The organism is Cellvibrio sp. PSBB006 (genome assembly GCF_002162135.1).
Classification (GTDB): domain Bacteria; phylum Pseudomonadota; class Gammaproteobacteria; order Pseudomonadales; family Cellvibrionaceae; genus Cellvibrio.
In genome coordinates this window covers 4,773,699-4,797,019 of sequence record NZ_CP021382.1, presented here as the reverse complement: position 1 = coordinate 4,797,019, position 23,321 = coordinate 4,773,699, and the positions used below count along the sequence as shown (strand labels likewise).

The 23,321-nt window shown below is 53.6% G+C and carries 18 protein-coding genes; 8 read left to right on the top strand and 10 right to left on the bottom strand.

All coding sequences use genetic code 11. The features are described from left to right. The first annotated feature begins 67 nt into the window (after positions 1-67). Positions 68-3,682, top strand: coding sequence for an urea carboxylase (uca, locus tag CBR65_RS19925; protein WP_087468483.1), 3,615 nt, complete (start codon positions 68-70; stop codon positions 3,680-3,682). Between the two features lie 76 nt (positions 3,683-3,758). On the opposite strand, the gene CBR65_RS19920 is transcribed toward uca, so the two are convergent. Next, the gene (locus tag CBR65_RS19920; RefSeq protein WP_087468482.1) at positions 3,759-5,240 is read right to left on the bottom strand and encodes an AAA family ATPase; all 1,482 of its coding nucleotides are present in this window, start codon (positions 5,238-5,240) and stop codon (positions 3,759-3,761) included. Positions 5,241-5,307: 67 nt separating this feature from the next. Next, on the bottom strand, positions 5,308-7,986 hold the full coding sequence (locus tag CBR65_RS19915) for a glycoside hydrolase family 3 C-terminal domain-containing protein (protein ID WP_087468481.1): 2,679 nt from the start codon (positions 7,984-7,986) through the stop codon (positions 5,308-5,310). Positions 7,987-8,158: 172 nt separating this feature from the next. Here CBR65_RS19915 and coq7 point away from each other — a divergent pair, with 172 nt between their 5' ends. Then, positions 8,159-8,818 carry a 2-polyprenyl-3-methyl-6-methoxy-1,4-benzoquinone monooxygenase gene (gene coq7 / locus CBR65_RS19910; protein WP_087468480.1) on the top strand — a complete coding sequence of 220 codons (660 nt, stop codon included), beginning with the start codon at positions 8,159-8,161 and terminating at the stop codon, positions 8,816-8,818. A gap of 96 nt (positions 8,819-8,914) precedes the next feature. Further along, the gene (locus CBR65_RS19905) at positions 8,915-9,631 is read left to right on the top strand and encodes a hypothetical protein (RefSeq protein WP_087468479.1); all 717 of its coding nucleotides are present in this window, start codon (positions 8,915-8,917) and stop codon (positions 9,629-9,631) included. A gap of 19 nt (positions 9,632-9,650) precedes the next feature. Here the strand turns inward: CBR65_RS19905 and CBR65_RS19900 are convergent, their stop codons facing one another. Further along, positions 9,651-10,073 carry an OsmC family protein gene (locus CBR65_RS19900; protein WP_087468478.1) on the bottom strand — a complete coding sequence of 141 codons (423 nt, stop codon included), beginning with the start codon at positions 10,071-10,073 and terminating at the stop codon, positions 9,651-9,653. Positions 10,074-10,333: 260 nt separating this feature from the next. Here CBR65_RS19900 and crp point away from each other — a divergent pair, with 260 nt between their 5' ends. Further along, complete coding sequence (gene crp, locus CBR65_RS19895; RefSeq protein WP_087468477.1) at positions 10,334-10,969, top strand: cAMP-activated global transcriptional regulator CRP; 636 nt, start codon at positions 10,334-10,336, stop codon at positions 10,967-10,969. 238 nt (positions 10,970-11,207) lie between these two features. Here crp and trpC read toward each other — a convergent pair whose 3' ends face one another. From trpC to rpe, 5 genes are all read right to left on the bottom strand, one after another. Beyond that, positions 11,208-12,005 carry an indole-3-glycerol phosphate synthase TrpC gene (gene trpC / locus CBR65_RS19890; protein WP_087468476.1) on the bottom strand — a complete coding sequence of 266 codons (798 nt, stop codon included), beginning with the start codon at positions 12,003-12,005 and terminating at the stop codon, positions 11,208-11,210. A gap of 69 nt (positions 12,006-12,074) precedes the next feature. Continuing rightward, entirely contained in the window at positions 12,075-13,106 is a 1,032-nt protein-coding gene (trpD, locus tag CBR65_RS19885; RefSeq protein WP_087468475.1) for an anthranilate phosphoribosyltransferase, read from the bottom strand. 123 nt (positions 13,107-13,229) lie between these two features. After that, entirely contained in the window at positions 13,230-13,811 is a 582-nt protein-coding gene (locus tag CBR65_RS19880; RefSeq protein ID WP_087468474.1) for an aminodeoxychorismate/anthranilate synthase component II, read from the bottom strand. Between the two features lie 2 nt (positions 13,812-13,813). Continuing rightward, complete coding sequence (gene trpE, locus CBR65_RS19875; RefSeq protein ID WP_087468473.1) at positions 13,814-15,283, bottom strand: anthranilate synthase component I; 1,470 nt, start codon at positions 15,281-15,283, stop codon at positions 13,814-13,816. A gap of 368 nt (positions 15,284-15,651) precedes the next feature. Then, positions 15,652-16,353, bottom strand: coding sequence for a ribulose-phosphate 3-epimerase (rpe, locus tag CBR65_RS19870; RefSeq protein WP_087468472.1), 702 nt, complete (start codon positions 16,351-16,353; stop codon positions 15,652-15,654). A gap of 194 nt (positions 16,354-16,547) precedes the next feature. On the opposite strand from rpe, the gene CBR65_RS19865 reads away from it, so the two are divergent. The 4 genes from CBR65_RS19865 (at position 16,548) to CBR65_RS19850 (ending at position 21,419) form a co-directional block, all read left to right on the top strand. Then, a complete protein-coding gene (locus tag CBR65_RS19865; protein WP_157672169.1) occupies positions 16,548-17,516 on the top strand; it encodes a DUF3530 family protein in 969 nt (322 codons plus the stop codon). 158 nt (positions 17,517-17,674) lie between these two features. Further along, a complete protein-coding gene (locus CBR65_RS19860; protein WP_087468470.1) occupies positions 17,675-19,864 on the top strand; it encodes a protein kinase in 2,190 nt (729 codons plus the stop codon). Positions 19,865-19,880: 16 nt separating this feature from the next. Beyond that, positions 19,881-20,564: a hypothetical protein gene (locus tag CBR65_RS19855; protein WP_087468469.1), complete on the top strand. Its 684-nt coding sequence runs from the start codon at positions 19,881-19,883 to the stop codon at positions 20,562-20,564. 252 nt (positions 20,565-20,816) lie between these two features. Beyond that, positions 20,817-21,419, top strand: coding sequence for a hypothetical protein (locus tag CBR65_RS19850; protein WP_087468468.1), 603 nt, complete (start codon positions 20,817-20,819; stop codon positions 21,417-21,419). 102 nt (positions 21,420-21,521) lie between these two features. Here the strand turns inward: CBR65_RS19850 and murU are convergent, their stop codons facing one another. Next, positions 21,522-22,196 (bottom strand): N-acetylmuramate alpha-1-phosphate uridylyltransferase MurU, encoded by a 675-nt coding sequence (gene murU, locus CBR65_RS19845; RefSeq protein WP_198300999.1) that lies wholly within the window; start codon positions 22,194-22,196, stop codon positions 21,522-21,524. Positions 22,197-22,201: 5 nt separating this feature from the next. Beyond that, complete coding sequence (locus CBR65_RS19840) at positions 22,202-23,299, bottom strand: aminoglycoside phosphotransferase family protein (protein ID WP_087468466.1); 1,098 nt, start codon at positions 23,297-23,299, stop codon at positions 22,202-22,204. Between the last annotated feature and the right edge of the window lie 22 nt (positions 23,300-23,321).

The window sequence follows — 23,321 nt, the reverse complement described above, 5'->3', positions numbered from 1 at the left end:
GAGCTGCCTCTTCAGTGGACGACCACTGTCGTAAGAAAACCCTGCGGGACGGCCCGCTGGAGCTGACATGTTTACCAAGGTATTAATCGCCAATCGTGGCGCTATCGCTGTTCGTATTATCCGCACGTTAAAAAAACTCAATATTCAATCCGTGGCTATCTATGCAGAATCCGATCGCGATTCCCTGCATGTTCGCCTTGCCGATGAAGCCTTTTGCCTCGGCGAAGGTGCAGCGGCACACACTTACCTGGACCGCAAAAAAATTCTGGCTGTCGCACAACAAAGCGGTGCGCAAGCTATTCATCCCGGTTACGGTTTCTTAAGCGAAAACGCCAGCTTCGTTGCGGAATGCGAAGCGGCCGGTCTGGTATTTATCGGCCCCACAGCGGAGCAGATGGTAACCTTCGGTTTAAAACATAAAGCGCGGGAACTGGCTCAAGCCGCGAGTGTGCCTTTGTGTCCCGGCACCGATTTATTAAAAGATATCAACGACGCGAAGCAGGCTGCAGCGGTTATCGGCTATCCTGTGATGCTGAAGAGCACTGCAGGCGGTGGTGGCATTGGCATGCAGCTGTGTCAAAGCGAGATGGAATTGGTCAGTGCGTTTGATAGTGTGAAGCGACTGGGGGCAAACAACTTCGCCGATGACGGCGTGTTCCTGGAAAAATTTATTGCCGCCGCGCGTCATATCGAAGTGCAGATCTTCGGCGATGGTAAAGGCAAGGCCGTCGCCATCGGCGAACGCGATTGTTCCAGCCAGCGTCGCAACCAAAAAGTGGTTGAAGAGTGCCCGGCACCGAACCTGCCTGAAACGCAGCGGGCCGCCATGCAACGCACTGCTGAACAACTACTGGCGTCGGTGAATTATCGCAATGCGGGCACCGTAGAATTTATTTACGACGCGCAGGAAGAAAAATTTTATTTCCTTGAAGTCAACACGCGCTTGCAGGTCGAACACGGCGTGACCGAAGAAGTCTGGGGCGTGGATCTGGTGGAATGGATGCTGCGGCAAGCGGCGGGTGAACTGGGTGATATTGTTGTATTGCGCAATCAGTTGACCGCTAAAGGCCACGCTATTCAAGTGCGCGTCTACGCTGAAGATCCCGCACAACATTTTCAACCTTGCGCGGGTTTACTCAGCCGAGTGGTTTGGCCTGTAGCTCAAACCGGTGTGCGAATCGACCACTGGATTGAAAGCGGTATTGACGTACCTGCGTATTTTGATCCCATGCTGGCCAAGGTAATTGTGCATGATAAATCGCGCGAGGCCGCGTTAAAAAAACTCGCTGACACACTGGAAGCGTCCAGCTTGTACGGAATAGAAACCAACCTCGGTTATCTGCGCGCACTCTTGAAAGATGAAACCTTGCGCAGCGGGAAGATGACCACACGTTACCTCAATCAATTTGTGTATCAGCCGGCCCGCATCGACGTGATTCAGGGCGGCACCCAAACCACGATCCAGGATTATCCGGGCCGCTGCGGTTATTGGCATGTGGGCGTGCCCACGTCTGGACCCTTCGATAATTATTCATTTCGTCTCGGCAACCGCTTGTTAAGCAACAGCGACACCGCCGCCGGCCTGGAAATTACCTTGCAAGGGCCAACGCTGAAATTCAGTTGTCCGACAACCATCGTGTTAACCGGTGCAGCCATTGAAGCAAAACTGGATGGCCAACCGCTTGCGGTTTATGACGTGGTGAATGTTGCTGCGGGTCAGCAATTGCAGCTCGGAAGAATTACGGAACAAGGTGCACGCGCATATCTATGTGTGGCGGGCGGGATTCAATGTCCGGATTATCTCGCAGCCAAGGCCACCTTTACGCTGGGCCAATTCGGTGGCCACAATGGGCGCGCGTTACGCGCGGGTGATGTCCTGGCGCTGGATAAAAACCGTTGCCAACGCAGTGAATCTATCACGCCATGCCCCGATGCGTTAAAACCGGTGATCACCAATCAATGGCAAGTGCGCGTTATCTATGGCCCACACGGTGCGCCGGATTTTTTTACCGACGAGGATATTCAACAATTCTTTAATCACAATTGGGAAGTGCATTACAACTCCAGCCGCACCGGTGTGCGCCTGATTGGTCCCAAGCCGCAATGGGCACGCACGTCCGGTGGCGAAGCCGGTATGCATCCGTCGAATATTCACGACAACGCTTACGCTTTCGGTACGGTGGATTTTACCGGCGATATGCCGGTGATCCTCGGCCCCGACGGGCCGTCACTCGGCGGATTTGTTTGCCCGGCCACGGTGATTACCGCTGACCTTTGGAAACTCGGTCAATTGCGCGCGGGCGATAAGATTCGTTTTATTCCTGTTAACGTCGATACCGCTGTTGCCATTGAAGCCGCACAGAAAAAAAGTTTGCAACATCTTGTTGATCCATCACCCGCAGCTTTAGTCACCGTGACGGAACTGCCCTCGCCTATTGTGGCGCGGCTGAGTGCAGAAACCTGCGGAGAAGATATCGTTTACCGCGTAGCCGGCGATCATTTTTTGTTAGTTGAATATGGCCCACTGGAACTGGATATTAAACTGCGTTTTCGCGCCCATGCCCTTATGCAATGGCTGCAAAAAAACTCACTGCCCGGCTTGCGCGAACTCACACCCGGCATCCGTTCCTTGCAGGTTCATTACGACAGCCAAACCCTGTCACTGGCGCAACTACTCGACCACTTGCAGCGCGGTGAGCACGCGCTTGCGCAACAGCTCGCCGAATTAAGCGTGCCCTCGCGCATCGTGTATTTACCGTTGAGCTGGGATGACGAAGCCTGCCAGCAGGCTATTCAAAAATACATGCAGTCCGTGCGCGCTAACGCGCCTTGGTGTCCGAGTAACCTGGAATTTATCCGACGCATCAATGGGCTGAATTCCATTCAGGACGTGAAAGACATTTTGTTCAGCGCGTCTTATCTGGTGATGGGCCTCGGCGATGTTTATCTCGGCGCGCCCGTGGCGACGCCGACTGACCCACGCCATCGGCTGGTAACCACCAAATACAATCCAGCCCGTACCTGGACAGCGGAAAATTCTGTCGGTATTGGCGGTTCGTATTTATGCGTTTACGGCATGGAAGGCCCCGGCGGTTATCAATTTGTCGGGCGCACTTTGCAGATGTGGAACCGCTATCGCCAAACCAGAGAATTTGCCGAGCCCTGGCTGCTGCGCTTCTTTGACCAGATTCGGTTTTACGAAGTATCCAATGCAGAATTACAAGATATTCGCCGTGATTTTCCGCAGGGCCGTTACCCTTTGCGCATTGAAGAAAGCCAATTCAGTTTAAAAGAGTATGAAACCTTTCTCGAACAAAACTCGCAAGACATCGCTGAATTTACGCAGCAACGCGAACAGGCTTTCGATGAAGAGTTGGCACGCTGGCATGCGAACGGGCAGTTTAATTATGAGCAAGCGGAGGTTGTTGAAGAAACCGCCGCGAGCGATATTCCCGACGGCGCTGTTTGTGTGGATAGTTCGGTCTCCGGCAGTGTGTGGCAAACGCAAATCCAACTCGGCCAGGTGGTTAATGCAGGCGATGTGTTATTGATCCTTGAGTCGATGAAGATGGAGATCAACATCACCGCGCCCTGTGCGGGTAAGGTTGTGCAAGTGTTGAAAACGGAAGGTTCGCGTGTGCAGGCGGGGCAGACGTTAGTGGTGATGGAGGGTGTGGAGTAAAAACGGGGGGTGGTGTCGGATTAGCCGCCCAGCGGCGTAATCCGACATCTCTCGCCGGAGCAACACAGACAACCCATCACGCCGGAATCGTACGATCCGCCGCCCAATGACGCAGCTGATTAATTTGCTCCGCCATGACCACCGACAAGGGACTGGTGGACGCAATTTCCTGCAACAACAATTGCGTATCCACCGCTTTGCCTTGCGACGCCGCGTTATACAAAGCCGCCACAATCGCCTGCTCAATTTCAGAGCCGGAAAACCCTTCACTCGCCACCGACAGCTGTTGCAAGTCGAACTGATCCGCAAGGCAATTACGTTTATTCAAATGAATCGCAAAGATATCCTTGCGCACTTCCGCATCCGGCAGATCGACAAAAAAGATTTCATCCAGCCGTCCCTTACGAATTAGCTCCGGCGGCAATTGGCTGATGTCGTTACTGGTGGTCACGATAAACACGCGCGTGCGGCGTTCGGCCATCCAGGTCAGCAACGTCCCTAACAAACGTTGCGATGTGCCATTATCGCTGCTGCCCTGACTCATGCCTTTTTCAATTTCATCGAGCCATAAAACGCAGGGTGACATGGCATCTGCCAGCTTCAAGGCTTCGCGCAGATTGCGTTCGGTTTCACCGTGATATTTGTTGTAGAGCGCGCCCACATCCAGTCGCAGCAAGGCAATGCCCCACAAACTCGCCACCGCTTTGGCGGCCAAACTTTTACCACCGCCTTGCACACCCAGCAGCAAAATACCTTTGGGCCGATCCAGATTACTGTCATCACTGCAGAAGGCTTCGCGGCGCGCCATCAGCCAGCGTTTTAAATTGTGCAAACCACCCACTTGCGAAAAGTTTTCGGTTTGCGGTTCAAAGTTCATCACGCCTTCCATATCCAGCAGCGCGAACTTGGCTTTGTTGATACGCGGCAAATCATCTTCAGTTAAGGCGCCGTCGTTCCAGATGGCGCCGCGCACTAAACGCCGCGCGTCGCTCACGCTCATGCCTTGTAAATTGCTGACGAGTTTTTTCAGGGTGAGGTTGTCGGTTTTTACCCGCGTACCGGCATGGCGGTCAGACCAGTCTTTGGCTTCTTCGCGAATAATCTCCATGAGCTTGTCGTCGGTGGGCAAACTCAGAGAATAGGAAACGCTGTAGCGCGATAATTCCGGTGGCAAACGCAATTGATAACTTAAAAACACCAGCGTGTGCGGTACCGCAAAATGATTGAGAGCAATGTCTTTCAGCAAGCGCACCACATTCGGCTGGTCCGCTAAAAAGGGATGCAGATCACACAGCGCGTAGATACCCGGCTGGGTCTGGCTTTTAATATGTTTCAGCGCTTCTTCCGCATTATTGTGCTCGCTACCGCGCGGCACCAGTTGCGGGCCGAAGCTCATGCGCGACAGCCCCTCGGTCACCGACCAACGATACAAATCCTTGCTGTGTTTGTTCGCCACACGCAGCAACACATCCAGCGCTTTTTTTTCTTCGAAGGTCTCGATCACCACCAGGGGAATGCGGGAATCGAGAATGTGTTTCAGTTCATTGGCATCTTGCACGCTAGCGTCCTCAGTAACACGATCAGCGCGCAAGCATGCAATGAAGCCGTTAAAACTGCAATCCCCGTTATGGGCTGGCCACAGTCAGGGTTTGACGTTGCCGCACATCCTGACTGGACGCGCCCACCTGAATTTCATAACGACCGGGATCAACCGCGTAGGTATTTTTCTGGTCATCGTAGTGGGTAAAATCCCGGGCCGGCTTGAGCGTAAAACTCACTCGCTGTGTCTCGCCCGGTTGCAGGTTCACCCGTGCCACACCGCGCAATTCCTGCTGGGCGCGTTCGCGCTGCGGGTCCAGCGGATGAACGTAGAGTTGCACCACTTCGTCACCCGCGCGTTTGCCGGTATTTTTTACCTGCACCGACACACTCACCTCATCCTCTATCGCGGGCTTGCGATTATCCAGTGTTAATCCTGAATACTGAAAACGGGTGTAGGACAACCCATGGCCGAAGGGATACAGAGGCTCTCCAGTAAAGTAGCGGTAGGTGCGTCCTTTCATGTCGTAGTCGTCAAACGGCGGGAGTTTTTCGTCGGCTTTATAAAAGGTAACCGGCAAACGGCCTGCGGGATTCACATCACCGAATAAAACATCGGCGACGGCATTACCACCGCGCTGGCCGGGGTACCAGGCCAGCAGGATCGCGGGCAGTTTTTCCTGGGCCCAATCCACCGCCAGTGCAGAACCGCTGGTCAGCACGAGCACCACAGGCTTGCCCGTTGCGTGTAGCGCTTCCAGCAATTTTTGTTGCGGCGCCGGTAGACGAAGGTCCGTGCGATCACCACCGGCAAAACCGGGATAGTTCACCTTCATCTCTTCGCCTTCCACGTCACCGGTCAAGCCACCAACGAATACAATAACCTCGGCTGCCTGCGCGGCGGCCATAGCTTCTTCGTAGGGTGATTTTGCACCGGGCATCCGCCAGGCCAGACGAATCTCGGCATCGCGGGCGTCTTCAAAATATTCAAGGGTGATGGGATAAGCCTGACCCGCTTCAAGATCGACAAAGACGCTTTTGCTATGCACGCGCTCGGCCAATTGCCAGGCATCGATAAGGGTTTTGCCATCCAGGGACAAACGGAAACCATCGTTAGCGCCCACACTGATTTCATAACGGCCAGTAACTGGCGGCATCAATTCGCCCGTCCAGCGCACACTGAAACCATCACCAGCCAGACCTTGCGCCATATCCAGTTCACCGCGCGCGACCAGATCATCGGTAGGCGAGCCGCGATCCCAGCGAAAAGCGACCCGGGGATCGATGCGGGTCAGCACCGGTTTGCCCTGCAATTCCATACCGCGAAAATATTCCGCCTGTAGTCCCTGCTGCTTCGCATCGGCGGCAGGCCGTAAAAATGCCGGTTCAATGACCGGCGCAGCGCGCGGCTCTTCGCGCCCCTGTACCAGGTCAGCGCCGCGCGCATAGAGCACCTTGGTGTTGGGAGAAACAGCAGCACGAATGCCCTGCAAGACGGTCACCGGTGCAGCGGGTGTGCCGTAGTAATTGCCCAGTAGCGACATGACATCGTCAGCCGTCGGGCCGATAACCGCGAGGGTGCCGATGTCTTTGGCGAGCGGCAGCGCACCGGTGTTTTTCAGCAACACCATTGAAGATTGCGCCGCCCGGCGCGCCAGTTGATCGTGCGCCGGTGCCTGGTTTACCGAATAGGGAATTTGCGCAAATGGCACCTGTTCAGCCGGGTCAAACATGCCCAGACGAAAACGGGTGTACATCAAACGAATCAGAGCCGCGTCAATCTCTGCCTCGCTGATCAGCGCTTGCTTGACGGCACCGAGCAAGGCTTCATAGGTTCTGCCACAATTTAACTCAGTACCCTTTTTAACACCGAGCGCCGCAGCCGCCTCCGAGGTGGAGACAATCTTGTGGTAGCGGTAGATGTCTTCGATGGAGTCGCAATCGGAGACGACATAGCCATCAAAGCCCCAGTCTTTACGCAGGATATCAATCAGCAGACGTTGACTGGCGGAGGCGGACTCGCCATACACCCGATTGTAAGCACCCATGACGGACGCTACCTGCGCATCCTGCACCAGTGCACGAAATGCGGGGAGATAGGTTTCGTAGAGATCGCGCTCGCTGGGATGCACATCAAAATAATGGCGATCTGCTTCCGGCCCGCTGTGCACCGCAAAGTGTTTGGCTGTCGCGTCTACCTTGCGATATTTCGGGTGGTCACCCTGCAAGCCTTTGACAAAGGCCACCCCCATTTGCGAGGTGAGGAAGGGATCTTCACCGTAGGTTTCCTGGCCGCGTCCCCAGCGGGGATCGCGAAAGATATTGATATTGGGCGACCAAAAGGTCAGCCCCTGATAGCGCAGACGCAGGCCACGACTGGCAAACTCGTGGTGCTTGGCCCGCCCTTCATTGCCAATCACTTCCGCGACCTCGCCCATCAACTCCGGGTCAAAAGTAGCTGCCAACCCGATCGCCTGGGGAAAAACCGTCGCCGAACCGGCACGGGCCACACCGTGTAAAGCTTCGTTCCACCACTCATAGGTAGGCACGTTCAGACGTGGGATGGCGGGAGCGTTGTTCATCATCTGCCCGATCTTTTCTTCCAGCGTCATATGCGCCACCAGATCAGCCGCACGCTCCTCGAATGAACGCTGGGTATCGCGATAGATGGGCTGTTCGGCAGAAGGATCAGGCGCGGCCTGCGCAACGCCGCTCAGAAGCAACAGACCGAAGAGAAACGAATAGTGGAGCTGCCGGATATTCATAGTCATATTTCCTCGCGGGCCAGCGATTATGGCTTTATTGTTTTTGAGACTATAACTATTGCCCTCCTTGTATACAAGGCATCTAACTACAGCGGCCAAATTCCCGGCTGCCCGGGCCGGACTAATTCGTTACAATGCAGAGGTTTTCTGCTCACCACACGAGACTCATGCCATGCCCGGAATCCAGCTCAGCGTCGTTGATCGTTTGATTGTGCAAGCCGACCGTGCACTGCGCACCCTGGCCGGCGCCAGTGACCTGACCGCCGAGCGCCCCTCCCCCGCGTCAAGGCTGCACGAAACTGAATTAAATGAACAATTAAATGAACAAGAGAAGCGTCATGCCGCCGGGCTGATGCGGGTAAACCACGCCGGTGAAGTCTGCGCCCAGGCGCTGTATCAGGGACAAGCGTTGACCGCAAAACTGCCCGATGTGCGCGCAGAAATGGAAAAGGCTGCCGCTGAAGAGGTGGATCACCTGGTCTGGTGCCAGCAGCGTATTGACGAATTGGGCAGCCACACCAGCTACCTCAACCCGCTGTGGTACGGGCTGTCCTTTGCCATCGGCGCCGGCGCCGGACTCGTCAGTGATCGTGTCAGCCTTGGTTTTGTGGCCGCCACGGAAGATCAGGTGTGCCGGCATTTAAACAGCCATCTGGCCAAACTGCCGGAGCAGGATGCCAGGAGTCGCGCCGTGGTGGAGAAGATGCTGGAAGACGAAGCCCGCCATGCCGATGCCGCATTGGCCGCTGGTGGTATGGATTTTCCCGCGCCTGTGAAAGTCATGATGACGCTGGTATCCAAAGCGATGACATTCAGCAGTTACCGCCTCTGATCCTGTTGCCGCTTTATGCCTGAAGAGCGGCACCCCGTGTTAATCCGCCATCAAGTGCTAGACTTCGTTAAATCCATAAACATAAAGATATTGATCATGTTCATCACCCGCTCGCTTCGCTGGTGGCTGGCAAGCATGGTGCTTGCCTACACAGCCTGCGGCCATGCCGGTGCACCGCGCATCACCTTTTCTTGCTGGCTACCGGCTCACTCGGCCCACTTCATCAAATTGGAAGCGATCTACCGCCAGGCATTTGCGGCACTGGGCTATGAGTTTGTGATGCAACACCGCCCCACCCTGCGCGCTATTCAGGACGCCAATCACGGCACCAGTGATGGTGAATGTGCCAGAGACACCCATTATTTGGCGAGTGCGCCCGAGTCGCCTTTAATTAGAATAGATGTGGTCGTTGCCAGTGCGGATTTGCAGGTGTGGAGCCATCAACCGGATATCCGGATCGATAACCTTAGCGAACTGAACAGTGGCAAATACCGGCTGGGCTATATGCAAGGTTCCGCTGCCACCAAAAGTCTGCTGACCCCCGAGCGCCAACGGGATGCACAAGGCCTCGTGACCAGCGAGATAGGTATAAAGATGTTGAGCGCCGGACGCATTGATGCGCTGATTATTTCGGAGGCATCCGTTAAGCGTATTCAGGCAGAAATGAAACTACCCAAGCCGATCTACCACGCCGGCACCCTGTTTCGTCAATCCGCTTATGTACACTTACACCCGCGTCATCGCCAGCTGGTACCGGCGCTGACACGGGAATTACGGCTGCGAATTCCTGAGGGCGGTATCAGCCTGGAGTAAGTGCGGCCAGACGGCTGCATTAATCTGGCGAACGGATTTCATAACTGTGGGTAATCTCAACGCCGCCCGCTTCCAGCATGATGGACGCGGAACAGTATTTGGTCGCCGACAGCTCCACTGCCCGTTTGACTTGCGGCTCTTTCAAATCCTTGCCGGTCACAATGAATTGCATATGGATTTTGGTAAAGGGTGACGGAACACCTTCCGCACGCTCCGCCTCCAGCTCTACACGACAATCGGTGACGGCCTGGCGTGCCTTGGTCAGAATACTCATCACATCAAATGACGAACAACCGCCCAGCCCCAAGAGCAACATCTCCATCGGACGTACGCCCAGATTGCGTCCGCCGTGATCCGGCGGACCATCCATCACAACTGAATGGCCACTGCCTGATTCGCCAATAAATTGCGCCCCATCTACCCATTTCACTGTTGCATGCATATTCCAACCCTTTACTGATTCTGGCTTTTTCCAGCCGGCAAGGTTATCACAGCAGCCGGTGATAAAGCCCCTGTGTCACAAAAATCAACACTAACGGCGCTGAGTTAAACTTTCTATAGACAACGAAGGACTCTAGGCTTATAACTGCATCACAAAGTTTAGAGTCCGGCTCCGCATCGACTGGTACGCATTTTCGTTTCTGGTCATAATGCGCGCCATATCAACCTGATAAATCCTATAAAGCAAACTAGGAGCCCACCTTGGTCGCTGTCTCATTAACGCCGCACATTAAGAATGTGGATGAGTTTTTAAGCCATTGTCACCGTCGCCGTTATCCCGCCAAGAGCACTATCATTTACGCGGGCGACAAAAGCGATTCGCTTTACTACATCGTCAAAGGTTCAGTCACTGTACTGATTGAGGATGATGAAGGCCGCGAGATGATCGTAGCCTACCTCAACGATGGCGACTTCTTCGGCGAGATGGGCTTATTCGATGAAAAAGATTCACGTAGCGCCTGGGTTCGCGCCAAGTCGGAATGTGAAGTAGCTGAAATCAGCTACGCCAAGTTTCAGGAAATCTCTGAAGACCACCCCGAATTCCTCTTCGCCCTCGGCAGCCAGATGGCCCGCCGCCTGCGCGCCACCACTCGCAAAGTGGGCGACCTCGCCTTCCTTGATGTGACCGGTCGCGTCGCACGTACCTTGCTGGATTTGTGTAAAGAGCCGGATGCGATGACTCACCCGGATGGTATGCAGATCAAGATTACCCGCCAGGAGATCGGCCGTATTGTGGGTTGTTCTCGCGAGATGGTTGGTCGTGTACTTAAAACTCTGGAGGATCAGGGATTGGTGCTGGTGAAAGGTAAGACTATGGTGGTTTACGGGACGCGCTAAAGATTTTTACAACCGGAAATACTCGCACAATGCGAGTTTGGCGTTAGGCCTGTTGTTTCGAAACCTTCAAGTCAAGGACGACTTGAAGGAGCTACAGGGATGTATTCATGCGTTTTCGAAACAACAGGCCTAATGACAAACGGATTCCGAAGTGCCCTAACGCCAAACTTGTATTGCGGTAAGCGGTAAGGTCATCAGGTAAATTAAAAAGCCAGCTTTTAGCTGGCTTTTTCGTTATTTAGCTAAAGAAAGTTCTCAGCGCTGCGCCGGGGTCATCGGCACGCATAAAGGCTTCGCCTACCAAAAATGCATTCACGTTTTTATCGCGCATAGCTTTTACGTCGGCAGGTGACAGGATGCCGCTTTCTGTTACAACGATGCGTTCCGGGCCGATCTGGTCGAGCAGATCAAAGGTGGTTTGCAGGGTGACATCGAAGGTGTGGAGGTTGCGGTTGTTGATGCCGATCAGCTTGTTCGGTAAGCCAAGCGCAATTTCAAGCTCAGCGGCGTCGTGGACTTCCACCAACACATCCAGCCCCAACTCCATCGCCAGGGTATTCAGATCCGCCAGTTTCTGCGGCTCCAAGGCCGATACGATCAGTAGTACACAGTCTGCGCCAATGGCGCGCGCTTCGTAGATCTGGTATTCGTCCACCAGGAAATCTTTGCGGATCACCGGTAGGTCGGTAGCAGCGCGGGCTTCTTGCAAATAAAGGTCAGCACCCTGGAAAAAATCCACGTCGGTTAATACTGATAAACAGGCGGCTCCGCCCCGTTCGTAGCTGCGCGCCAATTCCGCTGGAACAAAGTGTTCACGGATGACGCCTTTGCTGGGGGAGGCTTTTTTAATCTCGGCGATGACGCCGGATTGACCTGCTGCAATTTTGTCTGCAATTGCCTGTACGAAGCCGCGCACCGGTTGTTGGTGTACCAGGCTCTGCTTGAGGTCAGCGAGAGAAACGGTCTTTTTACGCTCGGCAATTTCTTCCCATTTGCGGGCAATGATCTTGCGCAGTACGGTGGGTGTCTGTGTCACGCGATTCCAGTCCTCTTTGCGAACTTGGATTAACCGTTCGCGTCAGGGTTCTTCGGTCAACCGAAAAACTTATTCAAGATATTGAGTGAAGGCAGCGAGTTCGCGAATCTTCTCGCCAGCCAAACTGCTGCCGATAGCGTCTCGCGCCATCTCCACACCATCAGCCAGGTTCGTGGCGACACCACTCACATAAATCGCGGCGCCGGCATTCAGGGTGATGATGTCGGCGGCTTTTTCGGCGTACTGGCCGCGTCGATTGCCTAGCGCATCTTTGATTAACAACAGCGAATCTTCCGCGTTTTGCACGCTCAGGCCAATCAAACTTTTGCTTTGCACGCCGAAATCTTCCGGCTTGATGGTGTATTCGATGATCTCACCATTTTTCAGTTCCGCCACCTGGGTTTCGCTGGCCAGGCTGATTTCATCCAGCCCGTCTTTGGCATGTACCACCATCACATGTTCGCTACCCAGACGCGCCAATACTTCGGCCATGGGTTTGCACAGCTCGCCATTGAACACACCGATAACCTGGCGTTTAACATTGGCCGGGTTGGTCATGGGACCGAGCATATTGAAGATGGTGCGCAGGCCCAATTCACGACGAGGGCCGATGGCATAGCGCATGGCACTGTGATGCGCCGGCGCGAACATAAAACCAACACCAATTTCTTTTACGCAACGGGCCACCTGCTCCGGCGTAATATCAAGTTTGATGCCCGCCGCTTCCAAAACATCGGCGCTACCGGCAGCACTGGAAACGCCACGATTACCGTGCTTGGCCACCCGACCACCCGCGGCTGCCACCACAAACGCGCTGGCAGTGGAGATGTTAAACAGGTTGGCACCGTCACCGCCGGTACCGCAGGTGTCCACGAGATATTCCGCTTCGATGTTTACCTGGGTCGCCAGTTCGCGCATGACCATAGCGGCCCCGGTAATTTCGTCCAGGGTTTCTCCTTTCATGCGCAAGGCAACGAGAAACCCACCAATCTGTGCCGGCGTCGCGACGCCGGTCATCACTTCGCGCATCACCATGGTCATCTCTTCGGTCGAGAGATCAATGTGCGCGACTAATTTATTCAGAGCTTGTTTTATGTCCATTGCCATCCACCTTGTTGTTACCATTCACGGTTTTGTGTGTGGGAAAAGCTTGTCAGCGACAGAGTAAATTTACTTCAACAACCGCGCAATCGCACCGTCCCTGACAGCCCGACTGCGCGTCGGTTATACGCCATTCAAAAAGTTGCGCAGCAATTCGTGGCCCTGTTCAGTCAGGATAGATTCAGGGTGAAATTGTACGCCTTCTACAGCCAGGGTTTTGTGGCGCACCCCCATGATCTCCGCCATGTTGCCATCGGCATCCTGGGTCCAGGCAGTAATCTCCAAACAATCCGGCAGGCTTTCTTTTTCGATTACCAGCGAATGGTAACGCGTGGCCTGCAAGGGGTTTTTTAACCCGGTAAATACACCTTTATCGGCGTGATACACCGGTGAAGTTTTGCCGTGCATGACGTGAGGAGCGCGAATGACCTTGCCACCAAATGCCTGGCCGATACTTTGATGGCCGAGACAAATGCCGAGCAAGGGAATCTTGCCAGCGTAAGTCTTGATGGTTTCCACCGAAATACCCGCCTCATTGGGCGTACAGGGGCCGGGTGAAATCACGATCTTTTCCGGCGCCAGACGCGCGATGTCCTCCACGGTAATTTCATCGTTGCGCACGACTTCCACATCCGCTTTCAGCTCGCCCAGGTACTGCACCACGTTATAGGTAAAGGAGTCGTAGTTGTCGATCATCAGTATCATGATTATTCCCCCACCATGTCGACGGCTTTGAAGATGGCGCGCGCTTTGTTCATGGTTTCTTTCCACTCCAGCGCTGGTATTGAATCGGCCACGACACCGGCGCCGGCCTGCACATAAAGTTTGCCGTCTTTGATAACTGCCGTACGAATTGCAATGGCGGTATCCATATTGCCGTTCCAGGCGATATAACCCACCGCGCCGCCATAGATACCGCGCTTTTCACTTTCCAGTTCGTCGATGATTTCCATCGCGCGAATCTTGGGCGCACCGGAGAGCGTCCCCGCCGGCAGGGCTGCGCGCAGTACATCCATCGCGCGCAATTCAGGTTTGATCTTGCCGGTGACGTTCGAGGTAATGTGCATTACGTGGGAATAGCGCTCGACCACCATCTTATCGGTGAGCTTTACGCTGCCCACTTCAGCCACGCGACCGACATCGTTGCGGCCAAGGTCGATCAACATCAAATGCTCGGCAATTTCTTTCGGATCGGCCACCAGTTCCGCTTCCAGGGCTTTGTCTTCTTCCGGCGTATGGCCGCGACGACGGGTACCGGCGATAGGCCGCACCGTTACGTCACCGTCTTCCAGACGCGCCAGAATTTCCGGGCTGGAACCCACTACATGGTGATCGCCCAAATCCAGGAAATACATGTAAGGCGATGGATTTAAATTGCGCAGTGCGCGATACAAATTCAGCGGTTCCGCCGTGAAATCGATAGATAAACGCTGGGAGATAACCACCTGCATGGTATCGCCGGCCAGCACGTAATCCTTGATGCGATTGACCGCGTCCTGAAACGGTTGCTCACCGTAATGCGAGCGGAATTTCTGTTCACTGGCGCCGTTCATACCGAGTGTTAAATCCGGCGTTGACGGCACAGGACCGCGCAAGCGCGCTTCCAATTCATCCAGACGTTGCGTCGCGATCTGGTAGGCGTTGTCGATCTCCGGATTGGCATGAATGACAAAAATCAATTTACCGGCGAGGTTATCGAAAACCAGTACCTCATCGGACACCGTCAATAAAATATCCGGTGTGCCGATGATATCTTTAGGCTCGCTGGCTTTCAGGTGCGGCTCAACATAACGCACACAATCGTAAGCGAAGTAACCCACCAGGCCACCGGTAAAACGCGGCAGACCCGGCAACTCCGGCGCGCGATAGCGCTGCTTGAATGCTTCAACAAATTCCAGAGCGTCGGCCTGGGTAGTTTCCTCAACCACGACACCATCGCGCTCGATACGAATATGTTCACCGAAGGCTTTTAATACCGTGCGGGCCGGTAGGCCGATCATGGAATAACGACCCCATTTTTCGCCGCCCTGCACGGATTCAAACAGATAGGAATAAGGCCCGCGGGCCAATTTCAGATAGGAAGATAAAGGAGTATCAAGGTCAGCCAGCACTTCGCGCATCACCGGAATGCGGTTATAGCCTTGCGCGGCCAACTCAGCAAATTGTTCAGGAGTCATGGATTTACCTTTCGGGTTCGCCCGCAAGAGGTGGGCGAATCACGCTATTTTTATCGGGTAATTCATCTGCGCCTGACGCGGCATGAAAGATGTCGGACAACAGATGAGGTGAAGACAACCCGGCTGCTGACAGACTGCGAGGCTAGATAATAAGTGCTAGCTAGACAGACTGCGCGCGGGCAGAAATGGACTAGCGACGCCATCGGGCGACGAGGGCGGCACGCTCTTGCAGATGTAAGCCTGAAAGTTTCACAGGGCTTCTCCTTATGGACTGGCGGCCAGTTTACTCAAATAAAACCAGACTGCCTATCCCCAATATTTCACAATTTAACCGGTTACTTAATATAACCCCGCCGACTGCAACCGGTTCAACCCTTATTGGCCAATGCCAGTTCCGCACGCATGGCCGCAATGGTCGCGGCGTAATCGTCGGTATTAAAAATGGCCGAGCCGGATACAAAAGTATCGGCCCCGGCGGCGGCCAGCGCACGGATGTTTTCGGTAGATACACCGCCGTCGACTTCGAGGCGAATGTTATAGCCGCTGGCATCGATCAGCGCACGCGCTTCGCGCACCTTATCCAGCACATAAGGAATAAACTGCTGTCCACCAAAACCGGGGTTAACGGACATCAACAGCAGCATGTCCATCTTTTCCATCACGTATTTGATTTCGTCCAGCGAACTGGCCGGGTTAAGCACCAAACCAGCGAAACAACCGCGATCCTTGATCAACTGCAGCGAGCGATCCACATGGCGTGAGGCTTCAGGATGAAAGGTAATAAAAGTCGCGCCGGCGTCAGCGAACTGACCAATCAGGTCATCCACCGGCTCCACCATCAGGTGCACATCAATCGGTGCGGTTACGCCGTATTTCCGCAGCGCTTTGCACACCATAGGACCGATGGTGAGGTTGGGGACGTAATGATTGTCCATCACATCAAAGTGGATCATGTCAGCGCCAGCGGCCAACACAGCATCCACCTCTTCACCGAGGCGCGCGAAATCGGCGGAAAGAATGGAAGGCGCAATTCTGAAGTCCGCCTGGCGTGAATCCTTAAAGTTCTGCATAAATCACCCGATGACTGTTATGACAACGACTAAAATGTCCGCATTGTACTGAAAAAAACCATACTGGCAGCAGATTGCGCCCTAATGAATCACTATCCACTCGAAAAACCGGGACTATGAACTGTCTTTTGACTCGCCTCATCCATCGGGATTCACTCCGGCCGCACTGCTGGCTTTTTGTTGCCTGGTTGCTAATGTCCGCGCATGGCGTTTTGCACGCCCAGACCGCGGCACCGGCAGAAAATGCCCCGAACCCGGCGCCAGAAACGGCGGTTCCTGAGCCAGCACCCGAGCCGGAACCTGCACCCAGCGTGTCGCGCGAGGAGCGCTACAACCAATTGCTGGCAGAAGCCAAGCCGGATGAAGTGCGTTGGCTGGAAACGCCGGATGAAAAAATTCTTGCGCTGTTTCGCCCGACGGAAGCACGGACAACCAAGGGCGCCGTATTGATTCTCCATGCAGCCGAAGTTCCCCCTGGCTGGCCGCCCTCGTTTGAAAACCTGCGGCGTTATTTGCCGCGTTACGGTTGGGTCACCCTTGCCGTCGCCTTGCCCTCACAGCAACCATCAGCTGTTCCCGAACGGGAAATACCCCCGCCTGCCCAGGAAGAACAAACGGATCAACAGGAGGCGGCCGATGAAGCGACACCTGCTGAAGAGAAGCCAGCCGCTGAACCTCCCGAGCCCAAACCACAACCATCTCGCACCGAGATCATAGCGCGTCGCGTCGGTGCAGCAGCGGCCTTCCTGCGCGAACAAGGCCAGGAAAACATTCTGGTATTGGTGGATAACAGCAGTGTGGTCGACAGCATGGCTGCCCTGCAGCCGTCTGCCAGTAATACACCCCAGGCGTTGATACTGGTGAATCTGCAAACCCAGGAGCCGCTGACTCGCGAGCAACTGGAAGGACTCTTCGCCAATCCAGCGCTGCCAGTGCTTGATCTGTTTACCCAAGCAAATGATGACCAGCAGGCCGCCCTCCGACAGCGCCACCGTGCAGCGGCATTGCGCAATAAGATGGAAAATTATTACCCGCTTCAACTGCTGCCTTTACAGCCGCAAGACCTCGATAACCCGCGCAGTTTCTGGTTAGAGCGAACACGCGGTTTTATGGAGCGGCATGCGCAGGGAAAGGAAACAAAATCAGATGACAAACAGGAGTAATCGGGAAATCGTTAAAGCCGTCGCATTTTCCAACGCTTTCCCTTAATTCTGCTGAATGCCTTTAGGCGGCGATCGTGTTACTATTTTTCGGCTATTTTTGGCGTCAGCCATAACGGAATTACCAATAATCAATATCTGGAGCAAAGAGGAAAACTTGCGTGTCTGACAAGAAAGATTCAGCCAACACGCCCACCCCGGCAGATGATAAAACCCGCCTTGCTCGCCCGCCTGAAAAGCCAGCGGAACAAGCCACGGTTATTGCCAAAAAGTCTGCACCCAAAGCGGATGATGCGACCATTCTCGCCAGGAAAGCTCGCCCCAAGGCAGATGACGCGACTGTGCTCGCCAAAAAAACACAGCCTGCCGCAGACGAGGCCACGGTCTTCGCACCGGCTAAAAAGATTCAGGTAAACGCCCAATCTGCTGATAGCAAACCAGCAACAGCGCAGCCAAAAACCTCTGCGTCCAAAACCCCGACCGCCGCTGCCGCTACGCAATACACCCAATACCGCGCCAATACGACCAATAATTCCTCTGGCTTTGCCAAAGCCAGTGAGCTGGCCGAACAGGCACTGAGTGGCAGCGGCGCGGGCACCTTGTTGAAAAAACGCTTTTTATTGGAAGACGCTTTGGGCCAGGGCGGCATGGGTACGGTGTATAAAACCCGTGATCTACGCAAAGTCGAAGCGGAAGATCCGAATCCTTATATCGCCACCAAAGTATTAAACCAGGATTTCCAGAATCACCCGGACGCGTTTGTCACGCTCCAGCAGGAAGCCGCCAAGTCACAAACCCTGGCGCACCCGAATATCGTCACCGTGCACGACTTTGATCGCGATGGCGATATCCTGTTTATGACCATGGAGTTATTGCACGGTGACCCGCTGGATAAATTGCTGAAAGAGCATCGCAATACCGGCCTGCCCGTCGCTACCGCACTGCGATTGGCGAAAGATTTATGCGCAGCCTTGATGTATGCCCACAAGCGTCATTTGATCCACGCCGACTTCAAACCCGGTAACGTGTTTGTGATGCGCGACGGTTCCGCCAAGGTGCTGGATTTCGGCATCGCACGCGCGGCTTCCAAGGAAACCCAGCGCCATCAGTTTGATGCCGGGCAACTGGGTGCACTGACGCCGGCTTATGCCACGATTGAAATGATCAACGATGAGCCCATCAGCTTCGCGGATGACGTCTACGCGCTGGCCTGTGTGATTTATGAGATGCTCGCCGGCCGCCACCCGTATAACAATGTGTCCGCGCTTGATGCACAACAACAAAAGCTGAAACCCAAGCGCATCGAAAAATTAACCGCTACACAATGGAAAGCTTTGAGTCGCGGCCTTGCGCTGGAAAAAGCACAACGCACCCCCACAGTTGAACAATTTCACCACGAGCTGTTTCCGCGCCGTAAACCACTGATGCTGAAAGTCGCAGCGGTGTTATTGCCGGTATCACTGATCGGCCTCGGCTGGTTTGCTTACAGCAACTACCAGGCCGAAGTACAAATCCAGAATACTATCAATGAAAAAATTGCGTTAGCGCAAAGCTGTTTTGCGCAGAGTGATTTTGATTGCGCCATTGAGGAAAGTCTGGTGGTGACCAACCTTGAACCGGACAACCGAGTTGCGCGCGACTTATTAAACAGTGCGCAACTGGCGCACCAGAAACAACAGGATGCCAGCCGTATTGCAAGTCTCATGCAAGACGCTGAAGTCTGCTTCACGCAAGCGGATTTTGCCTGCACCCAAATCAAAACCCGCGAGCTACTCAAGCTCGATGAAGCCCACGCAGCCGCACAACGATTATTGAATAGCGCTACCGAATCCATGGCGCTTTCTCAAATCGCACAGCGCACCGACAATTGTTTGCAAAACGGCGATATTGAATGTGCGGAAGCCTTGGTAAACGAGGCCGTTGGTATCAACGCAAGCCATCAAACAACCTTGTTGCTGCAGAATAAATTATTAGCGGCACAGACCGGCGCTCAGGAACAACAGGCCGAAATTAACGACGCGTTAAATAAAGCGCGGCAATGTCTGAGTCAAAAACAATACGATTGCGCGATAAGCCATGCCGATACCGTGACCGCCAATCATCCCGGCAATCTTCAGGCGCTGGACATTAAACAGACCGCCACCCTCGCCCGACAATCAGAACAACGCGTGCAAAGTATTCTGGCCCAAGCCAAAACCTGTCTCGACAAACAAAAGAATTACAGCTGTGCCATCGCCAAAGCCGAAGCCGCACTGGATTTGGTTCCCGGGCACGCGGAAGCCACCGCTATCAAGCGGCGCGCACAAGACACCCAGCAAAAACTCAAGACCACCGGTTTTACCATCCAATAAGTCAAGGAGGCTTACCATGAAAAAACCACTCTTAATTGTTCTTCTCTCATCACTGATCGCAGCGCCATCTTACGGGTTCGGCTTGAACGACCTGAAAGACAATCTCGATCGTTCGCACAAATGCAAAAGCGGCGACCAAAGCTGTAAAAACCGCGAGAAGCTGAAAGCCGCCGCGCGGGTTGCAGCAGTATCCATTGCGGTGAAATTAATCGCCGATATGGTGATCGATTACCGCTCCAAAAAAGTCGCGGACGAAGAGCAAGTTGCAGCGGAATACCGCAACAAAAATAAAACCCTGCAACCCGACCCCATCGCCGAGCGCTACGATACCGAAACCCTGCCTGGCAAGGTGGTGGAACCGGGCAATCAGGTAACGGTTAAATCGGACATCGTCGTGGTACCCGGCAGCTTGCGCCAGGAAGCCTTGATCGAAGAACGCATCACCATCTTCGATAACGAAGACCACACCAAACCACTGCGCAACCTGACCAAAGCAGTCAATGGCGATAGCCGTCGCGGCGGGCATTATCAGAACGAATTTGCGTTCACCCCGCCGGAAGGCCTGCCACAAGGCGTTTACCCGGTTAAAACAGAATTAATCCTCAACGGCGTCATCGCCGACACCTCCGACAACGACATCCAATTGGTATTGCAAGTCGACCACCTCGGCGCAATGCAATTACTCGCTCTCGCAAAATAATATCCCCGCCACTATATTCACTCTCGCAACGATGGCGAGAGTGAATACCTACAACCATCATGTAGGTCGGATTAGCCAAAGGCGTAATCCGACATCGATTTGGAATAGATACGTAAAAAATCAATAATTTTATTCACTATAAAAAATTCCGAGATAAATGTTTGTTGAATTGATGCTCGACAAAGCGCAGCATAAGCTGGCGAATTTATACTTCCCTGCATTTAACGCAGGGTTAAATATATGGAAAACAGTATGATTAAATTTTTTAGCATAATATCTTTAACACTAATCCTGATTGGTTGTGGCGGAGAGAATGAAAAACGTAATCTTACTGAAGAATATGCTGATGATGTGTACGCGCTAAATGAATACAGCATTGCCTCTTTTAGCGAAGACGGATTGGCACAACCAGCGCTTCCAGAGAAACTTAATAGCTGGCTTATTTCTAGAAAAGTAGAAACGCAACAAATAGCTTTAAAATTACATCGAAAAGACATCAGAGTTATCTTCAATGACCCTTCAGTATGGGCTCTTTTTATACGAACCGAAATTGATCCAGTAGGCGTATTTTTATACACAGATATAGGTTTTCACCTCTACTATAAATATTCAGAGAACGACGATATATGCTGTGTCAATACGCAGCCGTTTGGTTCTTTTGATCAGGCCGAGCGCTCTTTTATACCAATTGATGGATACATAGACTTTGTAAATAGCTACTCGGGAACATTCACATTTGAAATGCAAGAGGAAATAATAGTCGGAAGTGGTGTGACCGAGGGGCCCACATTTATTTTTGAAGGCTGCTGGAACATCGCAAATACCGAATCTGGCGAGTCTGGCTGTGAAATATGATCCACATTAAAAATTGTGGTCCTTATTAGTAAATCGCCTCCATAACCAAAGTCAACAATGCGTCACCACAAGTGGCAGCAGGATGTTCACATCTGTTATTTATCAACCACAACCTAACTCACCATCCAAAACCGCCAACCGCTCCGGCGTTCCCACATCACTCCACGCTCCTTCATAAACCTCCGCTGTTAAGCGACCCTGCGCGATTTCATGCCGCAGCACTTCGCCCAAAGGAAATTTTTCACGGCATTGTGGATATTCCGCAATCATCTGCGGACGCAACAGGCTGATGCCGGCGAAGGTGTAACGCGGGTGATCGGGATCGGTCACCAATAAACCAGCCTGCGCTAATGCAAAATCGCCGGACGGATGAAATGCCGGGTTGGGTACCAGTACCAGATGTCCACTGAATTGCCGATCCAGAGAATGGCGAATCAAATTCTGCAAGGGGTAATCGCTCCAGACATCGCCGTTGACCAACACAAAAGGTTCATCGCCCAACAGCGGCAAGGCTTTCAATATTGCCCCGGCTGTTTCCAACGGTTCCGGTTCTTCAGAGTATTCCACCTGTAAATCAAAACGGCTACCGTCGCCGACAAAAGCGCGAATTTTTTCGCCGAGATATGCCAGATTAATCACCACCTGGCGAACACCCGCCGCGTGTAAATTTTCGAGATGATATTGCAACAAAGGTTTACCGCCGACGGACAGTAGCGGTTTGGGTAGTTGGTCAGTCAAGGGACGCATGCGCTGGCCGAGGCCGGCGGCGAGGATCATGGCTTTCACGCGATTGTATCTCCGGCACAGCGGTAATCGGTATACCAGCTTTGTTGTTCGATCAACGGCAGCAGTCGTTGATCGAACCATTCAACAAATTCACTCAGTTGTGGATAGTCCCGCGCAACCTCCAGTGTGTATCGCAATACCAATGGCAGATCTGCCAGATAATGGTCTTTGCCGTCGCGCAGGTGCAGCCGGGCGAAGATGCCCAATACTTTGATATGCCGCTGCAAGCCCATCCAGTCAAACCAGCGCAGATAGGTGGCCTCATCAACCGCCGGTATAACGCCGACTTCCATGGCCATGTTGCCGTAACTGAGCGCCCAGCGTTTAACGTCTTCCTGAGGCCAACGGATGTAGCAGTCGCGCAGCAGGGAAACCAGATCGTAGGCAAAGGGGCCGTGTACCGCGCCCTGAAAATCGATAACGCCGATTTGACCAGAATCGCACAACAGCAGGTTGCGGGAATGATAGTCGCGATGGACCAGCAGTTGCGGTTGCTCCAACGCCGAGGTTTCAAGCTGCGCGAACACGCCATGCAAGAGCGCCTGCTCCGCCTGACTCAAGGAATAGCCAAGTAATTTTTCAACGAACCATTCGCTAAAGATAGTCAATTCCCGCCGCAACATGGCTTGATCGTAATGCGGCAACTCCGCCGGGATGTCACCTGCCTGCTGCAAGCGCAGCAAAACCATCAAGGCTTCACCGTATAAAGTGCAGGCAGTGTCCTGTGTTAATTCATTGCGCAGCAATCGATCACCAAAGTCTTCCACTAACAGGAAACCCTGGGCCGCATCGGCGGCTATGACCGTCGGTGCATTCACGCCGCCATGACGCAGGTAACGGGCGAGTTTGACAAAGAGCGCAGTATTCTCCGTTTCGGGCGGGGCATCTACCGCCAGGAACGGCGGTTGGCCTGCAAGGGGAGATTGCGCGCGGTAATAGTGGCGGAATCCGGCATCAGACCCCAAACCCTCCAGCACCACTCGATCCACCACCGCTTCAGGCAGTAACACCTGCAAATTCTTCCTCGCCCAGTGTGTGAGCGCTTGCTTACGATCTTCTATGGTTTGTGCAATTAGGTCCCGGGGATCGCTCATCCTGACTCCGTGAAATAAAGGA

Coding starts and splice junctions, on each gene's coding strand:
- uca (WP_087468483.1), top strand. CDS start 68: ATGTTTACCAAGGTATTAATCGCCAATCGTGGCGCTATCGCTGTTCGT.
- CBR65_RS19915 (WP_087468481.1), bottom strand. CDS start 7,986: ATGAATATCCGGCAGCTCCACTATTCGTTTCTCTTCGGTCTGTTGCTT.
- coq7 (WP_087468480.1), top strand. CDS start 8,159: ATGCCCGGAATCCAGCTCAGCGTCGTTGATCGTTTGATTGTGCAAGCC.
- CBR65_RS19905 (WP_087468479.1), top strand. CDS start 8,915: ATGTTCATCACCCGCTCGCTTCGCTGGTGGCTGGCAAGCATGGTGCTT.
- CBR65_RS19900 (WP_087468478.1), bottom strand. CDS start 10,073: ATGCATGCAACAGTGAAATGGGTAGATGGGGCGCAATTTATTGGCGAA.
- trpD (WP_087468475.1), bottom strand. CDS start 13,106: ATGGACATAAAACAAGCTCTGAATAAATTAGTCGCGCACATTGATCTC.
- CBR65_RS19880 (WP_087468474.1), bottom strand. CDS start 13,811: ATGATACTGATGATCGACAACTACGACTCCTTTACCTATAACGTGGTG.
- trpE (WP_087468473.1), bottom strand. CDS start 15,283: ATGACTCCTGAACAATTTGCTGAGTTGGCCGCGCAAGGCTATAACCGC.
- rpe (WP_087468472.1), bottom strand. CDS start 16,353: ATGCAGAACTTTAAGGATTCACGCCAGGCGGACTTCAGAATTGCGCCT.
- CBR65_RS19865 (WP_157672169.1), top strand. CDS start 16,548: ATGTCCGCGCATGGCGTTTTGCACGCCCAGACCGCGGCACCGGCAGAA.
- CBR65_RS19855 (WP_087468469.1), top strand. CDS start 19,881: ATGAAAAAACCACTCTTAATTGTTCTTCTCTCATCACTGATCGCAGCG.
- CBR65_RS19850 (WP_087468468.1), top strand. CDS start 20,817: ATGATTAAATTTTTTAGCATAATATCTTTAACACTAATCCTGATTGGT.
- murU (WP_198300999.1), bottom strand. CDS start 22,196: ATGATCCTCGCCGCCGGCCTCGGCCAGCGCATGCGTCCCTTGACTGAC.
- CBR65_RS19840 (WP_087468466.1), bottom strand. CDS start 23,299: ATGAGCGATCCCCGGGACCTAATTGCACAAACCATAGAAGATCGTAAG.